The organism is Bacillus sp. FSL R9-9410, assembly GCF_038050385.1.
GTDB classification, from domain to species: domain Bacteria; phylum Bacillota; class Bacilli; order Bacillales; family Bacillaceae_G; genus Bacillus_A; species Bacillus_A cereus_U.
In genome coordinates this window covers 2,537,095-2,558,821 of record NZ_JBBOTV010000001.1, presented here as the reverse complement: position 1 = coordinate 2,558,821, position 21,727 = coordinate 2,537,095, and the positions used below count along the sequence as shown (strand labels likewise).

The window sequence follows — 21,727 nt, the reverse complement described above, 5'->3', positions numbered from 1 at the left end:
TGTATGCAGATTAAAAATAAAATATATTTATTTTCTACAGTATGGTTATTGCTTATTTTGTTACTTATTAATAGTTCAATATATTTTATGTTTTATAAAGTTACGACAAATGGAGAATTAGAACGTTTAAAGCGTGAGGCATTACATATTATTGAAGGGATGAATGCAGAGGGAGCAAAAGAAATAGATGCAGTAAATTTATTACAACCATATTTACCTTCGAACGGTATGATTAGAATTATTAATGAAGACTCAAAGGTAATTGTTAGGCAAGAAGTGGATAGTAAAAAACCGATTCCTACAATAAAAACAAAATTTGAAAGAAAGGAATCAGAGGGAGTATATGAAAAATCTGGAGAGGAATTTGCTTATATAAAAATTCCTATCATTTGGCAAGATGGAAAAATAGTATCGCTAGAAATGACAGAACGTTTAGATAGTTTGCAAGAGAATTTAAATATGTTAAAAAATGTATTAATTATAGCATCCCTTTTCGTTTTAATTCCGTCTTTTTTTGCTGGAAGAATGTTAAGTAAACTCATTTTAAAACCAGTAAATTCTTTAATACAAACGATGGAACATATACAGGATAGAGGGATTTTCAAAAAGATTCCGCTGGAGAAAAAATCAAAAGATGAATTGTATAAAATGGGGACGACATTCAATAAGATGATAGATTTATTACAGCAAAACTTTGAAAAACAGCAACAGTTCGTATCAGATGCTTCTCATGAATTGAGAACGCCCTTAACAGTAATTGAAAGTTATGCAAAGTTATTAAAAAGATGGGGAATGAAAAAGCAAGATGTTTTAGAAGAATCTGTAGAAGCGATATACTCTGAAGCGGTAAGAATGAAGGGCATGACAAATCAAATGTTGCTTCTTGCTAATAATAGTGCAGAGTGGAGCCTAGAGACTAAAGAGTCAGATCTTATTAAATTATGCCGAGTGACTGCCGAACAACTAGAGAAAACATATGATAGAGATTTCCGAGTAATAACAGAGGAAGAAAAGATTGTCGTCAAAATTGATGAACAAAAAATAAAACAAGTTCTAGTTGTATTGTTAGATAATGCGATGAAATATAGTAAGAATTCAATTGATATTATAATTGGTTTCAAGGAAGATAAAGTTTTCCTTTCTATTCAAGATTATGGTATGGGGATTCCTAGAGAGGATATACAAAAAGTGTTCGATCGTTTCTTTCGAGTAGATAAAGCAAGGAGTAGAGAAACAGGAGGAACAGGTTTAGGTTTATCAATTGCTAAACAAATTATAGATGCTCATGAAGGGAATATACAACTTGAAAGTGAAGAGGATAAATGGACAAAAGTTACAGTGTATTTGCCAATATCTTCATAATGGGATAGGGGTTGAAAATGAAAAGAAAATGGAGAATCGTATTGTTGGTTTGCTTTGCAGCTGTAAGTGTAGCCTTTGTATCAGAGCGTATTGTCTCTAAGCAAGGAGAAGAACTATTAACCGAAAAAGAAATTCAGAATATTGTGTCTGAACAATATCCTGGGGAAATAAAAAATATGAAGTTATTAAATAAAGGGGAGAAAAATGTTTATAAGGTAAATATTTCAAACGAACAAGGTTCATATGAAATAGTAGTAGATGCTCAAAATGGGGATATAAAGAATGCAAAAGGGATTTCAATAAACAGTAATAAAATAACGAAAAAGAAAGCTGAAGATATGGCACTTCAGAAAGTACATGGAGTAATTAAAAAAACTATAGTAGAAAAACGAAATGGGATAGAAGTGTATGTCATAACGGTAGAAACGGATGCTATACAAAGTACGGTAGTTGAGATTGAAAGCAAGACTGGTAAGATTCAAGTGTTAGAGAAAGAAACGACAAAAATTACAGAGCAGCAGGCAAAGGAAATCGCAATGCAGCAAGTGTCAGGGAACGTGAAAGGGATTAGGCTCGAGCAAAAGAGTGAAAAAAATGTATATGTAATCGAGATAGAGAAAAATAAAAATGAGAATGTAATGGTGGAAGTTGAAGAAGCGACAGGTGCTCTTATTGGAACTTCGCAAATACAGAAAGTCATTACAGAAGAGCGGGCAAAGGAAGTTGCGTTACAAAAGGAGCCAGGCGGAACTATTGAGAAAGTAAGTTTAGTTGATTTTAATGGTACGTCTATCTATCAAATTATTATTAAAAAACAAACAGAAACAGTTGATATAAGGGTACATATAATTACAGGTGAAATCATGTCTACTACAACGATAGATAACGCTATCCAGCAAAAGGGGCCAACACAACAAGATGATAATGATGATGACCAAGAAGAAATGAATGATGATCAAGATGATGAAGGCTAATCTAATTAAAGTTTTGTATAAAGAATAACTATTTCTCATCAAATCTTAATGTTCTTCACCTTATTCTGTAATTTTGAAACTTTAGTATATGAGTAAGAGAAGAAGAGGAGGAACGTTAAATGAAATTATGGATTGGAATATTAACTGCTGTTTTAATTATTGGGGGCACAGTATATGGTGTGAGTGCAATGGAGCATGAAGAAAAATTATACCGAGAGCCTATAGAAAAAAATCATGAAAATGTGGCGGTTAGTCCTGAAACAGCTGAACAAATTGCACTTAAAAATGTAAATGGAGTTGTAAAAGAAATCGATTTGGAACATAAAGACGGTAATTTTGTATATGAAATAGAAGTAGAAACAAATACAGGTGAGGAAGAAATATATATTGATTCCCATAATGGGAATGTTATAACAGAAAAAGAAATAGAGTCTATTAAGAATAGTAAAGAAGACGATCTAGATGATTGATAACTAATGCCCCATTGTAATAAAGTACAATGGGGCATTGCTGTAGGGATTTTGGAAGAGACCGCTATTAATGTTTTGTCATAAGGGACTGAATGCGTTTAGGAAAGTAAAATGTAAGTATGGTAAAAGTAGTAGAAAGGAGTACGGCGATAAGGAAAGCACAAATCATAATAGTTAATGTATGCGTATATGATTCTAGTAAATATGGAAAAAGATCACGGTCTGGTGATTGCGTGCCAGCATTGCTAATTTTATAAGTAATGCTTGTAGGGTGAAACAAAGAAGAAATAACATTTGATATCGAATCTAAATAGTTACTAAAATTTAATTGTAAAGTTGGTGTTGGCGTCATGGCTAACGCTCTTGATGCACTTGGAGATGTACAAAAAAACAATTGTGGCAAAGCACAAATCGCAATAATACCAAAGATGATGAAAAATGAGCGGATAATAAAAAAACATCCATTCCTTAAAAGTGACATAACATATTTTTCTCCTTATATTTTATTTGTAAATATTTTTTATATAATCCTATAAAAATCCTTTTCGACAAAATAATTAATATATATCTTGACAGTTATAAATATAACCGATATACTTCATATTAATTTCAAAAGAAAATATATTCTAAATATTAAAATGTGTTGAATAGGAGTAGTAAGGTCATGTATTTGTGCAGAGAGCTATGGGTTGGTGCGACATAGTCAAATGACATCCTGAACTCGCCTAGGAGCAGTAAGGTAGAACGGAATTACATTCTTAGTAAATCTTAACGGTTAACCTTCGATATGAGGTTTGTAATCAAACGATTACTACTAAGGTGGATTCATAATGGAATCAATAAGGGTGGTACCGCGTTAAGCAAATGGCTCAGCGTCTCTTTATATAAAGAGATGCTGGGCCATTTTTTATTTTATAGAAAAAGAAATGGAGGGTTTATTTGGATAGGTTTATAAAATTTATTTATTTATATAAAAAGATTTAATTAGGAGGAAAATAAGATGAAACAGACGGAGCAATGGACTTCGAAATTAGGTTTTATAATGGCAGCAGCAGGATCAGCAATTGGACTTGGCGCAATATGGAAGTTTCCTTATATCGCTGGAAAGAGCGGGGGAGGAGCATTCTTTTTAATTTTTATATTATTTACTGTATTAATTGGACTACCACTACTTATTGCTGAATTTATGATTGGACGCAGTACACAGAAACAAGCAGTTGGAGCATTTAAAAGTATCGCGCCAAATACAGGATGGCACTGGATTGGACGTCTTGGCGTTGGAACTTGTTTTATATTGCTATCATTTTATAGTGTTGTAGGTGGCTGGGTTTTAATATATTTTTTCAGGGGAGCAACAGGACAGCTTATTACTCCAGGACAAAATTATAGTGCATTATTCACAGAGACAATTGGAAATCCTACTTGGGCCATTATCGGACATTTTGCATTTATGTTCATTACGATATGGGTTGTATCAAAAGGTGTACAAAATGGGATTGAAAAAGCAAGTAAATATATGTTACCAGCGTTGTTCGTTTTATTCATTGCCCTTATTATTCGTTCATTAACACTTGATGGTGCGATGAAAGGTGTGAAGTTTTTCTTACAACCAGATTTCTCAAAGATTACTTCAGAAAGTATTTTGTTCGCAATGGGCCAATCATTCTTTGCGATTAGTATCGGAATATCAATTATGGTTACGTATAGTTCCTATTTAAATAAAAAAGAAAGTTTACCAAAATCAGCAATAACAATTGTTGGATTGAATTTATTCGTCTCTTTATTTGCAGGGCTTGCCATTTTCCCAGCAGTATTTTCATTAGGAATGGAGCCGACGGAAGGGCCTGGATTACTATTTATCGTATTACCATCTGTATTTAGTCAAATTCCATTCGGTGGATTGTTCTTAACAGTATTTCTTGCGTTATTTACATTCGCGACATTAACATCGGCATTTTCGCTACTAGAGACGGTCGTTTCAGCATTAGCAAATGGCGAGCAAGAAAGAAGAAATAAACTATCATGGATTATCGGTTTCTGCATTTTCCTAGTAGGTATACCATCTGCGTTATCATTTGGAGTATGGAGTGATATTACGATTTTTGGGAAGAATATTTTTGATGCGATAGACTTCTTATCTAGTAATATATTAATGCCGCTCGGAGCATTATTTATTAGTATTTTCGTATCATTCAAAATGGAAAAGAGAGTGTTAGAAGCTGAATTTTTTGTAGGTGGAAATTACGGAAAGATAGTGTTTACTATCTGGGTATTTTTACTTCGATTTATAGCTCCACTTGCAATAGTCATCGTCTTTTTAAATGTAATAGGGATTATTTAACATTAAATGTTATAATATTCAGTAAAAAAGAAGGTGATGATAATAAAAACGAATTTGATTGAAGTTGGGAAATATATGAGCATTAGAGGGAAAAAACTATACGTTGAAACACATGGAAGTCCTAAAAATAAACCAGTATTATATTTGCACGGTGGACCAGGAGAGAGTTGTTATGATTTTTCATTTCATCAAGCGGAACGATTAAAAAATTCATTATATGTAATTATGTTAGACCAACGAGGAGCTTGTCGTTCGGAAGTAATTACTAAGGAAGAACCTTTTGGACTAAGTGATTTAATTCAAGACTGTGAAGAACTAAGAAAAGTATTACAAATTGAGAAATGGTCGGTAATCGGGCACTCTTTCGGTGGATATGTAGCATTGTTATATGCAGCGACGAATCCAAATTCAATAGAGAAAATAATATTTGAAGGACCAACTTTCGATTTTTCATTAACAAGTAGAGCTCTATTACAAAAGACAGGAACGTTATTAAAAAAGTATGGAAAAGAAGCGGCAGCAGAAGAGTGCCTAGCTTATTCATCTAGTCATGCTAGTTCAGAAGAGTTGCTAGAAGCTTATATAAGATTAAGCTCTGAATTAGAAGAAAAAAGAATGGAGATTTACAGTTATAAGGAAGATGAAACAGACGGTAGTTTATATAGTGAGGAAGAATGGGAGGAATTTTCGAGCCGTTCGCAAATTCATTTTGATAGATTAAAAGCAGAAGGGGCATGTCATACGTCATTATTATCAAAAATAAAGGAAGTAGACAACTCAATGTTATTAATTGTGGGGAAATATGATGTAGTAACGTGTGAAAAACAAATTGAAACATTTAATAATGATGCTCTAAATGGAAAGCATATCATATTCGAAGAAAGTGGTCATACACCACATTATGAGGAAGCAAATCGATTTGCTGAAACAGTTATTCATTTTTTGAAATAAAAAAGAAAGGGTGCTTCTAATAATGAGAAGCACCCTTTTTAAATTTCGGGATAAGTGATTGTAATGTTAGGCCATTTACTTTGCCAATTCTTTTTATTAACCCTATTTTTATACATATGTATTCTTTCTTTCGTTTCACGAAAATGGGCTGTAGGCTTCACTTGTAATGAAAGTACATCTTCAATTCCGCATGGAGATGTTAATATGACTTTGTTTTGTTCGTCCAAAGAAACACCAAGAGCGGTTGCTGTTTCAGGAAATTTAGAAATAGCATCAACAGAAGAAGAATATGGTGGCATGTTATTCACCACATGCATACGAGCTTGATTCTTTACTGACCAAGGGATAGTAGTATCCATATTCATTAGTTTCGTTTCTAACGATTGTTCGTATGTCTCATCTTTATGTAATTGATCAAAATAGATGACATCAACATCTGGTGTAGCTGTTCGTACTTCGTAGTTATGTAAAGTATCCCAAATTTTAGAACGAACAAATCCGGCGCAAACCCACCAATCAGGTAGCTCTAGTGATCTTGCCATTTGTAATACATTCATCATCCACGGATCATTTTGTATCAAGTGGATAATATCTTGTTCGGTTTTAATAGTCATTTGATAGTACACCTACTTTTTTAGAGAGTGAATTAATGCATAAGTTCAATAATCCATAAAATCCAGTAAGCACCTGGTACAAATAAAAGTTGTGCTAATAAGGTGCCAAGAAGTCTAGAAATCATTAGCCAGCCATACATTTTACTCATTGCTTCAGCACCCTTTTCTGATTGTAAAGCTCGTTCTGTTAGAAGAGCAATGCGTGGATCGAGTAGCACTGTTAATAAAATGGTAGCAAAACCATTAACAAGGCCAGAAGCTGTACTTGCATTTGTTGCGTAATCTGGGTTTAAAAAGGAAGCGTAAAGGGCTGAAAGGACACCCGCTGTATAAATTGCAGTTGCAAACATGTTGATAAGCATAATACGCTTTGGGATGCCACCGATCCGCATTCGATGAATCATTTCGAATTTTGGAAAGCGTACATATTTTTTTGTGTATTTTAATTTTTGAATGTTATTCGTCTTCATCATTCGAATGAATGAACCATTCGTTTCAAAGTTTTGAATAACGTATCCAAATAGCTTTGTCAAAGTTGGATAGAGTATAATCGCGAGCAATGTACCGACAGAAGCAGATAATAGAACGAGCCGTATAATATGCTCTAAATCAATAGAAGAATCTAGTTTTGCTTCATCGACAATACCACCAATTAAAAAAGCTTGTAGTAAGTTAGATGTTCTTGAAATAAGTAGTACCATTCCTACGATGGATAAGGCAACGACAATCTTTTTTAAACGGACACCAGCTAATCGAATACTATAAGAGCTAGTTTCAACTGCATGGATAACAATTGTGAAAGCCATTATAAAAATTAACGTAATTGACATGTGTTTCACCAGTTTCTATTAAATTAATTATAACTTTTTCACTTTATCATATCTTTTGTGATTTTGTAACTGAAAGTATAAGGGTTAGAAAGAACAATTTTCCGAAAAATTAAATGGTGATAGTATAGTAAAGGTGTAAGTAGGATAATGGCCTTAATGGGGTACATATAAAATCAGTGGGGGAATTAAATATGTATACAACATTTCTATTTGATTTGGATGGAACATTAACTGATCCGAAAGAAGGGATAATAAATTCTGTTCTATACGCGTTAGAAAAAATGGGGATTGAAGAAGTGAATATAAGTGAGTTAGATTCATTTATCGGTCCACCAATCCAACAATCTTTTGTAGATAGATATAATATGAATGAAATAGAAGTAGAACGAGCAGTGTTTTATTTTCGGGAATATTTAAAGCGAAGTGGTTTATTAGAGAATAAAGTATACGATGGAATTCCAATCCTATTGCAAGAATTAAAGGATGCTGGCAATCGTTTGTTTGTAGCAACCTCAAAGCCTACTGTATTTGCGAAACAAGTAATAGAGCACTTTCAGTTAACATCTTTTTTTGAAGAGATTGTTGGGAGTAATTTAGATGGGACAAGAATAAAAAAGGAAGAAATAATTGCTCATATTTTACAAACAAATGAAGAACTTCGAAAAGAAGAAATAGTGATGATTGGTGATAGAAAGCATGACGTAATCGGTGCGAACAGTAACGGAATTGCTTCAATAGGTGTATTGTATGGATATGGTAATGAGAATGAATTGAGTGATGCTAGGGCGATTCATATAGTGAAAGATGTCGAAGAGTTACAAAGCTTTTGTATAGAGAATAGTACAATAAAATTATAGAAATAGAACATAGAAATCCCTTTATAACATATGACGATGAAATCGTTTTTGTTTAAAGGGATTTTTCATATGTAATCGAATACTTATAATTAGACATTTTTAGCATAAAAAATTTGTAATAAAAAGAGGAGGAATGTCATGACATAAAAGGGTTCGAAATACAAGTGAAAGTCCACCATCAAAAGATTGAATTTTCAGTTTAAAAGGAGGGTTATAATTGGAGCTAGTTATTATTTTATTAGCACTTAGTTTACTCATGTTTGTAGCATATAAAGGATTTTCTGTAATATTATTCGCACCGATTTTTGCATTATTTGCGGTATTTTTAACAGAGCCTAGTTTTGTATTACCTTTCTTTTCTAATATTTTTATGGAGAAAATGGTAGGATTTATTAAACTATATTTCCCTGTATTTTTACTTGGAGCAATATTTGGGAAAGTAGTAGAAATGTCAGGAATCGCTGATTCCATCGCAAAGACGATTGTAGAGTTAGTTGGAGAAAAACGTACAATTTTAGCGATTGTTTTAATGGGAGCTATTTTAACTTATAGCGGTGTTAGTGTGTATGTAGTGGTGTTCGCTATATTTCCGTTTGCGGCTAAGTTGTTTCGACAAGCGGATATTCCGAAGCGTTTAATCCCCGGCACAATCGTTCTTGGAGCAGCAACATTTACAATGGATGCGCTTCCTGGATCACCACAAATTCAAAATGTAATACCTACAACTTTTTTTAAAACTGATATTTATGCAGCACCGATACTTGGTATTTTAGGCGCAATTTTTGTTTTAACGTTAGGTTTACTTTATTTAGAGAGTAAGCGTAAGAAGGCAAAAGCAGCAGGAGAAGGGTATTTTGGTTTTAACGATGGAAAGTCTGAAATGGCAGCATCTTTACAATTAGAACAAAAAGATATACCGATACTAAGCAGTATTGAAATCACAAGAATACAGCAAGTAATTGCGTTTGTACCACTTATTTTAGTAGGTGTAATGAATAAAGTTTTCACAATCATGATACCAAAGTGGTATCCAAATGGTTTTGATTTCTCAGCTATTGGTATGAAAGCATTTGGAAAAGTTGAATTAAGTGCAGTAGTTGGGATTTGGTCTGTAGAATTGGCACTTATTATAGGGATTTTATCAACGCTTTTATTATATTGGAAACGAGTAGTAACTGGATTTCAAGCTGGATTGAATACAAGTATTGGTGGAGCGCTACTTGCAACAATGAATACAGGAGCTGAGTTTGGATTTGGTGGTGTTATTGCAGCACTTCCAGGGTTTGCAATTATGAGAGATAGCATCTCTGCAACTTTCACGAATCCATTAGTGAATGGGGCAGTAACAACGAATATTTTGGCTGGTATTACTGGGTCAGCATCAGGAGGAATGGGGATTGTTTTAAGTGCGATGGGAGATAAATTTATTGCAGCGGCCAATCAATATGATATTCCGTTAGAAGTTATGCACCGTATTGTATCAATGGCATCAGGAGGAATGGATACATTACCACATAATGGTGCAATTATTACTATTCTAACGGTAACAGGATTAACACATAAACAGTCGTATAAAGATATATTTGCTATTACAATTTTGAAAACGGTTGCTGTATTTGCAGTCATCGCGTTCTATACTTTAACAGGAATCTATTAATACTAGTTAGTATACGAAAAGAAAAGATTTATCAGATTGATATTTTACATAATAAAATATTTATTGTAACTACTCAGTCACTCTATGAAAAATCGGCAGAAAGGTTTATTTTAGTTGGCCGAGAGAGGACCTGGCTGTGTATAGGAGCGGTCAGGACCTTTCCTGCCATGCGCAAAGCAAAGTTTTAAAACAAAGAAAGGTAGCAAGGTGTAGGTCCATTGTTATCTTCATGGCAGCAATCTATATGCTGAAAAATGAAATGCATGTCTGAGTATTTGCAAATATTTATTATGGATAGAAGGGGTGGAGTACTTGCAAGAAGTTGCTGAGTTTCGTATGCCGAAGTCTGTATTATATGGGAGAAATTCGTTTGAAAAACTAGGGGATCAATCAAGAAAGTTAGGGAAAAGGGCTTTTATTGTAAGTGATACAATTATGGAGAAGTTGGGTTATGTTGAAAGATGTGTGGATCACTTAAATGCGAAAGGGATTACTGTTATTACGTACAATGAAGTAAATACTGAGCCTACAAATTTACACGTATTAGAAGCGTTATCTATTTGTAAAGAAGGAAAATGCGATTTTATCATAGGTATTGGCGGAGGAAGTTGTATTGATGTTGCGAAAGCAGTAGCAGTGTTATATACAAATGGTGGAGAAATTGAAGATTACGTCCAAAAGGATATAGAAATAGAATACAATCCACTACCGCTAATCGCAATCCCAACAACTTCTGGTACTGGATCGGAAGTAACAAGTGTAGCAGTAATTACGAATAAAAAAACAGATGTGAAAATGATGATAAAACATCCAAGCTTTACCCCTCATGTTGCGATAATAGACCCGATTTTTACAAGTTCGGTACCACCTCATATTACTGCAGCAACGGGAGTAGATGCATTATGCCATGCAATTGAAGCTTATATTTCTAAAGTTTCACAACCTCTTACAGATGTTCTTGCTCTTTCAGCTATTGAAAGTATTATGAAATATTTACGTATCGTATATGAAGATGGAGATAATATGGAAGCAAGGGAAGCAATGATGATTGCTTCATTACAAGCGGGGATAGCTTTTTCAAATGCATCTGTTACATTAGTTCATGGTATGTCCCGTCCAGTGGGAGCAATATTCCATGTACCACATGGAATATCGAATGCAATACTATTACCTACAGTTTTAGAGTTTACAAAAATGAGTGCAGTAAAAAGGTTAGCGGAAGTAGGACGTAGCTTAAACAAAGATTTGTATTCCCATTCTGATGAAGAAGTAGCGAATTATACCATTGCTGAAATTAAGAAACTTTGTTTTGATCTTTGTATTCCTAATTTAAGAGAATACGGAATTGATGAAGTTGAATTTGAAAATGCTATTTCTAAAATGGCGAAAGATGCTATCGGAAGTGGGAGTCCAAGTAACAATCCACGAGTTCCATCTTATGATGAAATAAAAGAGCTCTATCGAAAATGCTTTGATTATAAATATGAGGTTACTGTAAGGTTAATTTTCTGAATATTCATTAATTATTTCCGTGGAAATGAAAAGTAACTTTTAATATAAATGGTTATAAAACTATTAATTATATTTCAGTAGAACATTATTTATTGTGTATAAATTATAGTATGAATTACACGTTTTAAAATATTATTTTGAAGGAGAATATATGAAATTAATAGGTCTTATTGGCGGAATGAGCTGTGAGTCATCTACTGAGTATTACAAAAAGATATATAATTTTATTATGTAAACAAAAACGTGTAAGTGGAAAACATTCAGAAAATATTCTATAATGTAAGTGGTTACATTTAAGGGGGAATGCGGATGCTTTCAGTTCAACCAATCGCATTTGTATATAATGAAAGAATGGAAATAAAAGATGATGAGTGGGGAGATGTAAGATCCTGTATTACTTTAACTGATATGTATACAGAGGAAAGTATACAAGGGATCGAAGAGTTTTCTCATATTGAAGTTATTTTCTATTTTCATAAAGTAACAGATGAACAAATTCAATATTCTGCTATACACCCTAGAAATAATAGTAATTATCCAAAAGTAGGGATTTTTGCACAGCGTGGAAAAAATCGTCCGAATCGACTAGGAGCGACAATTGTTAAAGTGATAAAAAGGGATGGAAATACAATTGTGGTTGAAGGATTAGACGCAATCGATGGTACACCTATATTGGATATTAAGCCTGTTATGAAAGAATTTATACCGAGAGAAGAAATAAAGCAGCCTAAATGGGCAACAGATATTATGAAACAGTATTGGAAGGGGAACGGAGTAAAATGAGAATATATGAAGCAACAATTGCAGATTTAGATGGACTAGCATCTGTTTTTAATAACTATCGCGTATTTTATCGACAAGATTCCGATATTGAAGGAGCAAAATTATTTTTACGAAATCGATTTGAGCGAAAAGAGTCAGTCATTTTCGTGGCTGTTGAAAACGGAGAATATATTGGATTTACGCAATTATATCCTTCATTTTCTTCCATTTCGATGAAAGAATTATGGATTTTAAATGATCTGTTTGTACAAGAGGCAAAGCGTGGAGCCGGAACAGGTAAAAAATTATTAGAAGCTGCTAAAGAATTCGCCTTAGAAAATGGCGCAAAAGGTGTAAAATTACAAACAGAGATTGATAATTTATCAGCTCAGCGATTATACGCTGAAAATGGATACTTGAGAGATAATCGTTATTTTCATTATGAATTAACTTTTTGAAATATATATAGTTAAATGAGACGTTTTCAAAGTGAAGACGTCTCATTTAATTTTTTTATTGATGATTTAAAATCCAATTTGTAGCGTCTTCAAAGTTTTCTGCAATGTAATTCGGCTCAATATGTGCCCATTTGTCTCGGAACGTATGTAAAGCATCATATCCAGCACCAGTTCGAACTAATATTGTTGTTGCATTTACTTTTGCACCAGCAACAATATCAGTCCAGCGATCACCGATTACAGCGCATTTTGTTAAATCAAGCCTATGTTTTTCTGCTGCTTGCAGGAGCATACCTGTGCTCGGTTTGCGGCATTCACATCCATCACCATGTTTATGAGGACAAAGGTAAATATCATCAAAACCAAACTCTTTTAATTCTTGAACAAAATCATTCACAGTTGCTTTTCCATCCGCGATACCTGGTTGATTCGTAAAAGAGAATAGTTTAATATTTTGAGCTTTTAACTTTTGTAAAGATTCCTTTGTAAAAGGAAATAATGTGAAAGAACCTGGATAATGTATTGTAGTATCACCGCCAATTGTTCCGTCACGATCAATGAAAATAGCTTCAATGTTTTTCATAGTTACAGTCCTTTCAATTTAAATTAAAAACTACAAACATTAAATATTCTCTTGAAATATGCTTTTTCCTGCTACCGAAACAAATATATCAGAAGTGATATAATACTAAATTTAGAGGGATATGTTATCATTTTCCTTGATTGTAATGTAATTGGAAAGAAGGTAAGTATTATGTTAGAGGTGAATATCCGCTCAGCCGGATATGAAATTGGTGAAAAGACAGTTCATGATATTGCATTTGCAATTGAAAAAGGCGAGTTAGTGGCTCTTATTGGTGCAAATGGCGCAGGAAAGAGTACGACAATTAAATCGATACTCGCTTTGCTTGTCAATATGGATGGTGAAATCTCGTTTGGTGAAAAGAAAAATCCATATGCATATGTACCGGAGCATCCCACTTATTATGATTATTTAACTCTGTGGGAGCATATTGAATTATTAATGGCGGCTTGTGGAAATGAAGTGGGAAATTGGGAGGACAAAGCAAGGGAATTATTACATACGTTTCGAATGGAAAAACATATACACGAATACATATCAAAATTTTCAAAAGGTATGAAACAAAAATCGATGCTAATATTAGCATTTTTAACAGAGCCAGATTTCTATATTATTGATGAGCCTTTTATCGGTTTAGATCCAGTAGCCACGAAAGACTTTTTGAATTACTTATATAAAAAAAAAGAGCGAGGAGCAGGTATATTACTTTGTACGCACGTGCTGGATACAGCTGAAAGAATTTGTGAAAGATTTTTACTCATTTCGCAAGGTACATTAGTAGCAGATGGGCATTTAGAGGCGATCCAATCGTTAGCAGAAATGCCAGGAAGTACACTGTTAGATTGTTTCGATGCAATTGTAAGGCGGGAACAGCATGATTAAACAACAGTTTAATAAAAGGTTACGTCATGAATTGCAAAGAAAATGGAAGTCGATTCGTTCTGTAACAGATTGGACAGTCGCATTATATATTATTATTCCAGCACTTATATTTGCGGGGATCTACTATCGTTCACTATGGATGAAAGAATTATCAATGGAAGAGACCGTTTATTTTGGATTAGGTTTACTTGCATTTTACTTTGTTACATTTTCAAGAGGAGTGCGCTCATTTTTTGAACAAGCAGATAGCTTATTTTTAATTTCGTACCCAAATCATATGCGAAGATTAATGAAGCTTGGCATGATATATACGTTAATTCGGATTGCAATAACGAACGCAATTGTAGTATTCATTATGCTGCCTATATTGATGAAAAGTATGGGAGCGACAATTATACAAATCGTACTGTTCTGGATTTTCTTTACTGTTTTTCGATTTATGCTATCGTTGTTGACGAGATTCATAAATGTACGTGTGGGGAAACGATGGGTTTTATTGATTATAAAAGATGTTATATTTTCTTTTAGTTTGATTTTTTTTGGAATCAGTGTATTTTTTATTTATAAAAATCCATTGTATTCCATATTATTTATCGGTCTAGCAGCTGTATTTACTATAGTCTTGGTAAAAGAAAAGATGAATTATAAAAATTTCTTTTTTAAAGAAGTTGAGAAAGAAAAAGAAGAAAGTATGCGTTGGACGGTAGGGATTATGCAAGTTGGTGGCCATGCTGCGAAGCCGAGTAGTTCGAATAAAAAACCGTGGATGTTCCCTCGTTCTAAAAATATATTAGGAAAAAAATCTGATTCGCGTATTGTAGAATCTTTTTTGAAAGAATTTTTGCGTACAAGTAGCGCTTTAACGTTTTATGTGCAAATTGTTTTAATTAGTACTGTAAGTATTATCGTGACTCCGCAGTGGATAACAGCTATTATTCTTGTGTTTGCTATAGTTGCTATTTCTCGCTATGCGCGTGATTATTGGAATGAATTTACGAAGAAAATGTTTCTACATTTATATTGTGATGAAGGAGAATTACTATTATTAAGGTGGAAGGCGGATCGTTATTTGCTCCTTCCAGTCGTATTTATGTACGCAACAGTCATCCTCTCACATTTTTATTTATTGCCAGCAGTAATTATTGGAGTTATTTTTATAGTATTCATTGGTTGGATTGTATTTTTACCATAGAAAAAGAGCCGGAAATGGCTCTTTTTCTAGTCTGTAACACACTGATAAATAAAATATACTAAAAGGAGTATGCTTGCGGCGGAATACACGACATCTAAAGTCATCTGATCGCCTCCTCATTGTTGTTGTATTTCTAGTGTATGAAATCTTACAATTTCATATTCAAGTGAAAAAAATGTGAACGTTAACAAATTTGTAAAGTGCAAAAATTACAATCATTTTGTATAATAGAAGAAACAACCGTTATATAAAATATAATGAGTGAAAGGGGAGGGAACATAAATGCCAAATTGGTTTAGAAAAACCTTAGTCGCATTAATTACCGTATTTACGTTTGGTTTAGTGACGCCTCCTTCCATATTACTTGATAATGCCAAAGCTGCGGACAAGCCTACGAGCACAGCTGGGCAACAAAATTTGGAGAGTACGTCCTATACATATGAAGAAACGAATGATAGGTTAACCACCGATACTTTTGTTAACTATGCGATGCAAGAAGCAGAGAAGCAATCTATGCAAAAATTCGGTTCTAAAATTGGGCCTGTAATTGAAGATGAATTTAAATACGTTGTATTACCTAAAATTGAAGAGGCAATCGCGGAACTTGCAAATGATGTACCAGAAGAATCGTTGCAATCATTAGCGATTTCTCAAAGACCAGCTGGCGGAAATAATGAAAAGATTTTTCATGTTTATGACACGAAATCAGGAAATGACTTACTGCGATTTCATGTAAGGAGAGATCATCCACCGCAAGATGGATATTATTTTAATTTCCACTATCATCGTTTTGATGATGGATACTCAGGACACCATGAGTTAGGAAATATTTATTGGAATACGAATGTACCGCCGAAATGGTTGTCTTAATGAAGAACAAGAGAAAATCTTGTTCTTTTTTTATGTGTATGAAAGGGTAAGACATTTATGTTGTTGAATAACATAGGTTTAGGAAAAAAACAAAGGGAGTCTGGGAATGCAAAAATACATTGTTTTTGACTTTGATGGCACATTAGTAGATTCACAAAAGATATTTGTACCAATTTATAATCAACTTGCTGAAAAGCATGGATATAAGACAGTTAGTGAGGAAGAGATTGAGTCTTTACGAAAACTGACTATTGCTGAAAGATGTAAAAAACTCGATGTGCCACTGTATAAACTTCCTATATTGGCGCTAGAGTTTTATAAATTATATCAACCTGCTATAAAAGATCTCGTTTTATTCCATGGGATGAAGAATGTTTTAGATGAATTACATAAAAAAGGCTACGGGATTGCGGTTATATCTTCGAACTCAGAAGAGCATATTAGGGCATTTTTACATAATAATGGCATAGAAAATATTCAAGAAGTGTATTGTTCTAAAAATTTGTTTGGTAAAGATAAAATGATAAAAAGATTTTTAAAGTCGAAAAAGCTCACAGAACAAGATATGTTGTATGTCGGTGATGAACAACGTGATATTGCAGCTTGTAAAAAAGCTGGTGTGAATGTGATTTGGGTATCTTGGGGATATGATGTCATTGAAACAGTAGAAAAAGATGAACCAGATTTTATGGTCAATACGCCGATGGAAATTGTACAAGTTGTACAGGGCGCACATTCTTAATATGAATATACTTCGATAAGGTATTCATCATATTGAATTTGGGATAGCGAATTTAGATGAGTCTATTACTTTTTACAATCCGAATGGATTTATTATAGAAGTAGCGTATACACCAAATGTAGAAATGTAAGGGGAATAAACATGAAGACAATTACAGCACGGCAAAGCAATATACAAATAGTAAAAGATGCAGCAAATATTGAAGAAATCTCTAAAGGTTTCTCTCCTGATAAAAAATATATCATTACGACTATTGAAGATGAAAAGTATTTGTTACGGACAGGCGATATAAAAGAGTATGAAAGAAAGAAAATAGAGTTTCAAATTTTAAATGAAATGCAAAACCGTAGTGTGCGAGCGCAAAAACCAATTGAAATGGGTTTATTGGCAGAAGAAGGTTTATGCTATGGCATTTTTTCATATGTAGAAGGGGAAGATGCGAAGAAGCTATTGCCTACGTATTCACCAAAAGAACAATATAATATTGGTATAGAGGCAGGAAAAGATTTAGCAAAAATGCATACATATGAAGCTCCTAAGGATATACTTCCATGGTATGAAAGAGCAATGAAAAAACACCGGAAATATTTAGAGGCATATAAAACATGTGGAATAAAAATAAAAAATGATGATAAAATCATAAAGTTTATAGATGATAATGAAATGTATTTACAAAATCGCCCAAATCGATTTCAACACGATGATTTTCATTTAGAAAATATAATTGTGCGGGATGGGAAATATGTAGGTGTTGTTGATTTTAATGGATACGACTGGGGCGATCCACTTCATGATTTCGTGAAAATTGCACTATTTGCAAGGGACATTAGTATTCCGTATTCAATTGGACAAATAGAAGGATACTTTAATGGTAGAATACCAGAGGAGTTTTGGAAATTATATGCGGTGTACGTTGGCATGACAGTTTTCTCATCAGTTGTCTGGTCCTTACGAGCAGCACCCCATATGTTAGATGATACGTTAGAACGTCTTACTATAGTTTTAGCGGATCATAAAAACTTTGAGCTATTAAAGCCAATTTGGTTTCAACCAGAAAAGATTGATATGAAATAGAAAAGGTAGGTGTGATTCACACCTACCTTTATTTTTTACCATTCTTCGTTTTGAAGCAGTTGTAATGCTAACTTTAAATCTACATCTTCTTGTATATGTTCCGAAGTCCACGGGATATGTATATGTGGTTGTATACCAATTCCGGACATTCCTTCGCCTTTATCTATAATAGAAAGCCGTGAAGTAGGGTAGTAAAGAGCAAATGTATCAGCCCATTCCATTACTGCTAAATTAGAATAATCATTTAAACCAGCAGTAGGATCGTCCCATCCTTTTTTATCAATACAACCGGAATAATCGTGATGAGTAATCGAAACAATTTCTTTTGAAATTTCTGTGTACATAGCTTTTCCATTTTATAATTTAATTAGTTGAATAATAGAATTTTATATCCTTTACGTATTATCCTTTTTTTGGATGAAGAATTTAAAGGGAAATAGAGGGAAGTGTTGTCATCCCTCTATTTAAAAAATTATTTAATTTTCTTAAATGCAAGCGGCTGAGTACTTAACATAGCTGGTACATGTAACTGAAGGGATGGGAATTCACCACTCACACTCATTTCATAAGCGAATAATAAACTCATTTTCATTTGGAATAACTCAACTTCTGCGGAGAAGATGTCGTAATGATGATGCCCTAATTGAATATCCATCTCCATAAATTGTACATTTAACGAATCATCTCGCTTGTATATTTGTAATGTTCCGTATGCAGGATGTTCAAAAGTACCAGTATAATCCTCTAACTTGTGAGAAGGTGTAGTTCCTTTAATTTGTTCAGGAAGTGATTCAGTTGCTTCTTTCATCATTTCCTTCATTTTTTCAGTATCTTCTACAGCACGTTTATGCCAATCAATGGATTCTAATTCAAGTAGTTCATCATAAATTTGATTAGCGAGATAAGTAGGAAGTAATGTGCCTCCAGCATTTGTTAAAATGACAAGGCCTATGTTTTCATTTGGTATGAATGAAACGAGCGCTGAAAATCCATCAATATTACCGCCATGATGAACCACCTTATTACCACGATAAGCGCTAATAAACCAACCAAGTCCGTAACTATTTAATGGAGATTCGGGAAGTGATAAAATCGGTTGATCTGGAATTGAATTGTGTGGTGTATACATTTGTTGTAATAATTCAGAGGAGATTAATTCATGATCTCCAAACTTTCCTTCGTTTAAGTGAAGAAGTACCCAATTTGCCATATCTTCAATTGTAGAATTAATACATCCAGCAGCGCCGACTGTATCGATGTTACGGAATGGAACTTCTTTTATTTCATCTTCATTTTCAATGTAAGGTAAAGCATAATCATCTGTAGTTTGTGAATCTGTAACAGAGAAATTTGTATGGCTCATATTTAAAGGTTCTAAAATATGTTCTGTAGCGTATTGCTCCCATGTTTGATTTGTAATGTTTTCAACAATGTAGCTAATTGTTGCATACATTAAGTTGTTATAAAGAAATGCTGTGCGGAACGGTGCATCAAGTGATAAATGTTTTATTTTTTCAACAAGATTTTTTCGAGTTAAGGAAGAACTGTACCAAAGAGCATCGTGACGACTTACCCCAGTACGATGAGAAGCTAAATCTCGTCCTGTAACTTGCGAGTTAGCGAGCATATCGGATAAAGAGAAGTTAGGTACGTAAGTTTGGACAGGAGTATCCCAATTAAACTTTTTTTGCTGTGCTAATAAGCTTAATGAAAGTGTACCGAATGCTTTCGTTGCAGAACCGATGGCGAATCTTGTCTGCGGAGTAACAGCCTCTTTTTTCTCTATGCTACGATAGCCGAAACCTTCTGAAATAATGACCTCACCATCTTTTATAACAGCTATAGCAGCGCCAGGAACGTGTAAATCTTTCATCATCTCTTCAACCTTATGTTGTAACGTACTTAAAACAGGAGTTTTGATTTTAGACATGATTCCAACCTCCAAATATAAATTTTATGTTCCGCACTATACTTTCTGTAATAGAAAAGTGAAAACCTTTTTTAATATTGAAAGTTAATAATTTTGTAAGAAATATTGAAAGAATTTTTATTAATTTGGATTATTAAATTCGCTGTTTTTCATGTTATGATAAATCTCATATAAGATTGAAAGAAGGTTTTCCTACATATGAAACATGCTGAATATGAATACTTAAATTTATGCCGTCATGTAATGGAGCACGGTACGAAGAAAGAAGATCGTACAGGGACAGGTACTGTATCTGTATTTGGATATCAAATGCGTTTCGATCTAAGTAAAGGATTTCCTTTATTAACGACAAAGAGAGTCCCATTTCGCCTTGTAGCAAGTGAACTGCTTTGGTTTATGAAAGGTGATACAAATATTCGTTATTTATTGCAACATAATAATAATATTTGGAATGAATGGGCGTTTAAGAGCTGGGTAGAAGGTGACGAGTATAATGGTCCTGATATGACAGATTTCGGTCTTCGCTCTCAACAAGATGCGGAATTTAAGAAGCAATACGATGAGCAAATGGACCTATTTAAAAAGAATGTTTTAGAAGATGATGATTTTTCGAATAAATATGGTTATTTAGGAGACGTATACGGAAAGCAGTGGCGTGCTTGGAAAACGACAGCTGGTGAAACACTAGATCAACTAAAAGATGTAATTGAAATGATTAAGAAAACACCAGATTCACGCCGCCTAATTGTTTCTGCTTGGAATCCTGAAGATGTACCAAGTATGGCATTACCGCCTTGTCATACGCTATTCCAATTTTATGTAGCAGATGGAAAGCTTTCTTGTCAGTTATATCAAAGAAGCGGTGATATTTTCCTTGGCATTCCATTTAACATTGCAAGCTATTCACTTTTAACACATTTAATTGCACATGAATGTGGTCTTGAAGTAGGAGAATTTGTTCATACAATTGGTGATGCACATATTTATACAAATCATTTTGAACAAGTAGAAAAGCAGTTGGCACGTGAACCACGTCCGTTCCCTAAACTTACATTAAATCCAGATGTGAAATCTGTGTTTGATTTTGAAATGGACGATTTAACTATTGAAGGATATGATCCACATCCAGCAATTAAAGCACCAGTTGCAGTGTAATTGTAGAGGAGATGCAAAGATGATTATTTCATTTATGGTCGCAATGGACGAAAATAGAGTAATTGGTAAAGATAATAAATTACCTTGGCATTTGCCAAGTGAATTACAGTATGTGAAGAAAACGACAATGGGTCACCCGCTTATTATGGGAAGAAAGAACTATGAAGCGATTGGTAGACCACTGCCAGGAAGACGTAATATTATCGTAACTCGCAATGGAGAGTATCATGTTGAAGGTTGTGAAGTTGCTCATTCTGCGGAAGAAGTGTTTGAGCTATGCAAAGATGAAGAAGAAATCTTTATTTTTGGAGGAGCGCAAATTTATGATTTATTCTTACCGTATGTGGAGAAATTGTATATAACAAAGATTCATCATGCGTTTGATGGAGATACATTCTTCCCGGAAATAGATATGACTGATTGGAAAGAAGTTTTTGTGGAGAAAGGCTTAACGGATGAAAAAAATCCGTACACGTACTATTATCATATTTATGAAAAGCAACAATAAAAA

Annotated in this window: 22 protein-coding genes, 2 pseudogenes and 1 other annotated feature; of the genes and pseudogenes, 18 read left to right on the top strand and 6 right to left on the bottom strand. The window is 33.7% G+C overall.

The window, feature by feature from the left end; translation table 11 throughout:
* The first annotated feature begins 3 nt into the window (after positions 1 to 3).
* From MKX77_RS13300 to MKX77_RS13290, 3 genes are all read left to right on the top strand, one after another.
* Entirely contained in the window at positions 4 to 1,362 is a 1,359-nt protein-coding gene (locus MKX77_RS13300) for a sensor histidine kinase (protein ID WP_341306885.1), read from the top strand.
* 17 nt (positions 1,363 to 1,379) lie between these two features.
* Positions 1,380 to 2,336 (top strand): PepSY domain-containing protein, encoded by a 957-nt coding sequence (locus MKX77_RS13295; RefSeq protein WP_341306884.1) that lies wholly within the window; start codon positions 1,380 to 1,382, stop codon positions 2,334 to 2,336.
* 119 nt (positions 2,337 to 2,455) lie between these two features.
* Positions 2,456 to 2,806 (top strand): PepSY domain-containing protein, encoded by a 351-nt coding sequence (locus tag MKX77_RS13290; RefSeq protein ID WP_341306883.1) that lies wholly within the window; start codon positions 2,456 to 2,458, stop codon positions 2,804 to 2,806.
* 67 nt (positions 2,807 to 2,873) lie between these two features.
* On the opposite strand, the gene MKX77_RS13285 is transcribed toward MKX77_RS13290, so the two are convergent.
* Positions 2,874 to 3,287, bottom strand: coding sequence for a hypothetical protein (locus tag MKX77_RS13285; RefSeq protein WP_341306882.1), 414 nt, complete (start codon positions 3,285 to 3,287; stop codon positions 2,874 to 2,876).
* A gap of 153 nt (positions 3,288 to 3,440) precedes the next feature.
* Positions 3,441 to 3,689 (top strand) — a binding site (T-box leader).
* 117 nt (positions 3,690 to 3,806) lie between these two features.
* Here MKX77_RS13285 and MKX77_RS13280 point away from each other — a divergent pair.
* Positions 3,807 to 5,147, top strand: a complete 1,341-nt coding sequence (locus MKX77_RS13280) for a sodium-dependent transporter (RefSeq protein ID WP_341306881.1) — start codon at positions 3,807 to 3,809, stop codon at positions 5,145 to 5,147.
* 36 nt (positions 5,148 to 5,183) lie between these two features.
* Positions 5,184 to 6,098 carry an alpha/beta fold hydrolase gene (locus tag MKX77_RS13275; protein ID WP_341306880.1) on the top strand — a complete coding sequence of 305 codons (915 nt, stop codon included), beginning with the start codon at positions 5,184 to 5,186 and terminating at the stop codon, positions 6,096 to 6,098.
* A gap of 38 nt (positions 6,099 to 6,136) precedes the next feature.
* Here MKX77_RS13275 and MKX77_RS13270 read toward each other — a convergent pair whose 3' ends face one another.
* Both MKX77_RS13270 and MKX77_RS13265 read right to left on the bottom strand, forming a co-directional pair.
* Positions 6,137 to 6,712, bottom strand: a complete 576-nt coding sequence (locus MKX77_RS13270; protein WP_341306879.1) for a nucleotidyltransferase family protein — start codon at positions 6,710 to 6,712, stop codon at positions 6,137 to 6,139.
* 32 nt (positions 6,713 to 6,744) lie between these two features.
* Positions 6,745 to 7,542: a lipid II flippase family protein gene (locus MKX77_RS13265; RefSeq protein ID WP_341306878.1), complete on the bottom strand. Its 798-nt coding sequence runs from the start codon at positions 7,540 to 7,542 to the stop codon at positions 6,745 to 6,747.
* Between the two features lie 191 nt (positions 7,543 to 7,733).
* On the opposite strand from MKX77_RS13265, the gene MKX77_RS13260 reads away from it, so the two are divergent.
* The 5 genes from MKX77_RS13260 (at position 7,734) to MKX77_RS13240 (ending at position 12,788) form a co-directional block, all read left to right on the top strand.
* Positions 7,734 to 8,399: an HAD family hydrolase gene (locus MKX77_RS13260; RefSeq protein ID WP_341306877.1), complete on the top strand. Its 666-nt coding sequence runs from the start codon at positions 7,734 to 7,736 to the stop codon at positions 8,397 to 8,399.
* Between the two features lie 217 nt (positions 8,400 to 8,616).
* Positions 8,617 to 10,056 carry a GntP family permease gene (locus MKX77_RS13255; protein ID WP_341306876.1) on the top strand — a complete coding sequence of 480 codons (1,440 nt, stop codon included), beginning with the start codon at positions 8,617 to 8,619 and terminating at the stop codon, positions 10,054 to 10,056.
* Positions 10,057 to 10,368: 312 nt separating this feature from the next.
* Positions 10,369 to 11,568, top strand: a complete 1,200-nt coding sequence (locus MKX77_RS13250; protein WP_341306875.1) for an iron-containing alcohol dehydrogenase — start codon at positions 10,369 to 10,371, stop codon at positions 11,566 to 11,568.
* 309 nt (positions 11,569 to 11,877) lie between these two features.
* Positions 11,878 to 12,351 carry a tRNA (N6-threonylcarbamoyladenosine(37)-N6)-methyltransferase TrmO gene (tsaA, locus tag MKX77_RS13245; RefSeq protein ID WP_341306874.1) on the top strand — a complete coding sequence of 158 codons (474 nt, stop codon included), beginning with the start codon at positions 11,878 to 11,880 and terminating at the stop codon, positions 12,349 to 12,351.
* Positions 12,348 to 12,788, top strand: coding sequence for a GNAT family N-acetyltransferase (locus MKX77_RS13240; RefSeq protein ID WP_341306873.1), 441 nt, complete (start codon positions 12,348 to 12,350; stop codon positions 12,786 to 12,788). The genes tsaA and MKX77_RS13240 overlap by 4 nt, the downstream gene beginning before the upstream one ends.
* A gap of 55 nt (positions 12,789 to 12,843) precedes the next feature.
* Here MKX77_RS13240 and MKX77_RS13235 read toward each other — a convergent pair whose 3' ends face one another.
* Positions 12,844 to 13,371 carry an HAD-IIIA family hydrolase gene (locus MKX77_RS13235; protein WP_341306872.1) on the bottom strand — a complete coding sequence of 176 codons (528 nt, stop codon included), beginning with the start codon at positions 13,369 to 13,371 and terminating at the stop codon, positions 12,844 to 12,846.
* Positions 13,372 to 13,542: 171 nt separating this feature from the next.
* On the opposite strand from MKX77_RS13235, the gene MKX77_RS13230 reads away from it, so the two are divergent.
* The 6 genes and pseudogenes from MKX77_RS13230 to MKX77_RS13205 all read left to right on the top strand — a co-directional run bounded on the left by MKX77_RS13230 (position 13,543) and on the right by MKX77_RS13205 (position 18,131).
* Positions 13,543 to 14,253, top strand: a complete 711-nt coding sequence (locus MKX77_RS13230; RefSeq protein WP_341306871.1) for an ABC transporter ATP-binding protein — start codon at positions 13,543 to 13,545, stop codon at positions 14,251 to 14,253.
* Entirely contained in the window at positions 14,246 to 15,445 is a 1,200-nt protein-coding gene (locus MKX77_RS13225; RefSeq protein WP_341306870.1) for an ABC transporter permease, read from the top strand. The genes MKX77_RS13230 and MKX77_RS13225 overlap by 8 nt, the downstream gene beginning before the upstream one ends.
* A gap of 282 nt (positions 15,446 to 15,727) precedes the next feature.
* On the top strand, positions 15,728 to 16,315 hold the full coding sequence (locus MKX77_RS13220) for a YpjP family protein (RefSeq protein ID WP_215556204.1): 588 nt from the start codon (positions 15,728 to 15,730) through the stop codon (positions 16,313 to 16,315).
* A 106-nt stretch (positions 16,316 to 16,421) separates the two neighbouring features.
* Positions 16,422 to 17,057: an HAD family hydrolase gene (locus tag MKX77_RS13215; protein ID WP_341306869.1), complete on the top strand. Its 636-nt coding sequence runs from the start codon at positions 16,422 to 16,424 to the stop codon at positions 17,055 to 17,057.
* A gap of 22 nt (positions 17,058 to 17,079) precedes the next feature.
* Positions 17,080 to 17,169: pseudogene (locus MKX77_RS13210) on the top strand (aminoglycoside phosphotransferase); the annotation flags it as partial.
* A gap of 29 nt (positions 17,170 to 17,198) precedes the next feature.
* A complete protein-coding gene (locus tag MKX77_RS13205) occupies positions 17,199 to 18,131 on the top strand; it encodes an aminoglycoside phosphotransferase family protein (RefSeq protein ID WP_016092692.1) in 933 nt (310 codons plus the stop codon).
* A 35-nt stretch (positions 18,132 to 18,166) separates the two neighbouring features.
* On the opposite strand, the pseudogene MKX77_RS13200 reads toward MKX77_RS13205, so the two are convergent.
* Both MKX77_RS13200 and MKX77_RS13195 read right to left on the bottom strand, forming a co-directional pair.
* Positions 18,167 to 18,391: pseudogene (locus tag MKX77_RS13200) on the bottom strand (S41 family peptidase); the annotation flags it as partial.
* Between the two features lie 212 nt (positions 18,392 to 18,603).
* Positions 18,604 to 20,061: a serine hydrolase gene (locus MKX77_RS13195; RefSeq protein WP_341306868.1), complete on the bottom strand. Its 1,458-nt coding sequence runs from the start codon at positions 20,059 to 20,061 to the stop codon at positions 18,604 to 18,606.
* A gap of 198 nt (positions 20,062 to 20,259) precedes the next feature.
* Between MKX77_RS13195 and MKX77_RS13190 the strand changes: the two genes are divergently transcribed.
* Positions 20,260 to 21,216, top strand: a complete 957-nt coding sequence (locus tag MKX77_RS13190; RefSeq protein WP_341306867.1) for a thymidylate synthase — start codon at positions 20,260 to 20,262, stop codon at positions 21,214 to 21,216.
* Positions 21,217 to 21,235: 19 nt separating this feature from the next.
* Positions 21,236 to 21,724, top strand: a complete 489-nt coding sequence (locus tag MKX77_RS13185; protein WP_002158016.1) for a dihydrofolate reductase — start codon at positions 21,236 to 21,238, stop codon at positions 21,722 to 21,724.
* The last annotated feature ends 3 nt before the right edge of the window (positions 21,725 to 21,727 follow it).

Coding starts and splice junctions, on each gene's coding strand:
- MKX77_RS13240 (WP_341306873.1), top strand. CDS start 12,348: ATGAGAATATATGAAGCAACAATTGCAGATTTAGATGGACTAGCATCT.
- MKX77_RS13195 (WP_341306868.1), bottom strand. CDS start 20,061: ATGTCTAAAATCAAAACTCCTGTTTTAAGTACGTTACAACATAAGGTT.
- MKX77_RS13285 (WP_341306882.1), bottom strand. CDS start 3,287: ATGTCACTTTTAAGGAATGGATGTTTTTTTATTATCCGCTCATTTTTC.
- MKX77_RS13225 (WP_341306870.1), top strand. CDS start 14,246: ATGATTAAACAACAGTTTAATAAAAGGTTACGTCATGAATTGCAAAGA.
- MKX77_RS13220 (WP_215556204.1), top strand. CDS start 15,728: ATGCCAAATTGGTTTAGAAAAACCTTAGTCGCATTAATTACCGTATTT.
- MKX77_RS13260 (WP_341306877.1), top strand. CDS start 7,734: ATGTATACAACATTTCTATTTGATTTGGATGGAACATTAACTGATCCG.
- MKX77_RS13295 (WP_341306884.1), top strand. CDS start 1,380: ATGAAAAGAAAATGGAGAATCGTATTGTTGGTTTGCTTTGCAGCTGTA.
- MKX77_RS13275 (WP_341306880.1), top strand. CDS start 5,184: ATGATAATAAAAACGAATTTGATTGAAGTTGGGAAATATATGAGCATT.
- MKX77_RS13205 (WP_016092692.1), top strand. CDS start 17,199: ATGAAGACAATTACAGCACGGCAAAGCAATATACAAATAGTAAAAGAT.
- MKX77_RS13280 (WP_341306881.1), top strand. CDS start 3,807: ATGAAACAGACGGAGCAATGGACTTCGAAATTAGGTTTTATAATGGCA.
- MKX77_RS13235 (WP_341306872.1), bottom strand. CDS start 13,371: ATGAAAAACATTGAAGCTATTTTCATTGATCGTGACGGAACAATTGGC.
- MKX77_RS13270 (WP_341306879.1), bottom strand. CDS start 6,712: ATGACTATTAAAACCGAACAAGATATTATCCACTTGATACAAAATGAT.
- MKX77_RS13185 (WP_002158016.1), top strand. CDS start 21,236: ATGATTATTTCATTTATGGTCGCAATGGACGAAAATAGAGTAATTGGT.
- tsaA (WP_341306874.1), top strand. CDS start 11,878: ATGCTTTCAGTTCAACCAATCGCATTTGTATATAATGAAAGAATGGAA.
- MKX77_RS13290 (WP_341306883.1), top strand. CDS start 2,456: ATGAAATTATGGATTGGAATATTAACTGCTGTTTTAATTATTGGGGGC.
- MKX77_RS13300 (WP_341306885.1), top strand. CDS start 4: ATGCAGATTAAAAATAAAATATATTTATTTTCTACAGTATGGTTATTG.
- MKX77_RS13215 (WP_341306869.1), top strand. CDS start 16,422: ATGCAAAAATACATTGTTTTTGACTTTGATGGCACATTAGTAGATTCA.
- MKX77_RS13190 (WP_341306867.1), top strand. CDS start 20,260: ATGAAACATGCTGAATATGAATACTTAAATTTATGCCGTCATGTAATG.
- MKX77_RS13265 (WP_341306878.1), bottom strand. CDS start 7,542: ATGTCAATTACGTTAATTTTTATAATGGCTTTCACAATTGTTATCCAT.
- MKX77_RS13230 (WP_341306871.1), top strand. CDS start 13,543: ATGTTAGAGGTGAATATCCGCTCAGCCGGATATGAAATTGGTGAAAAG.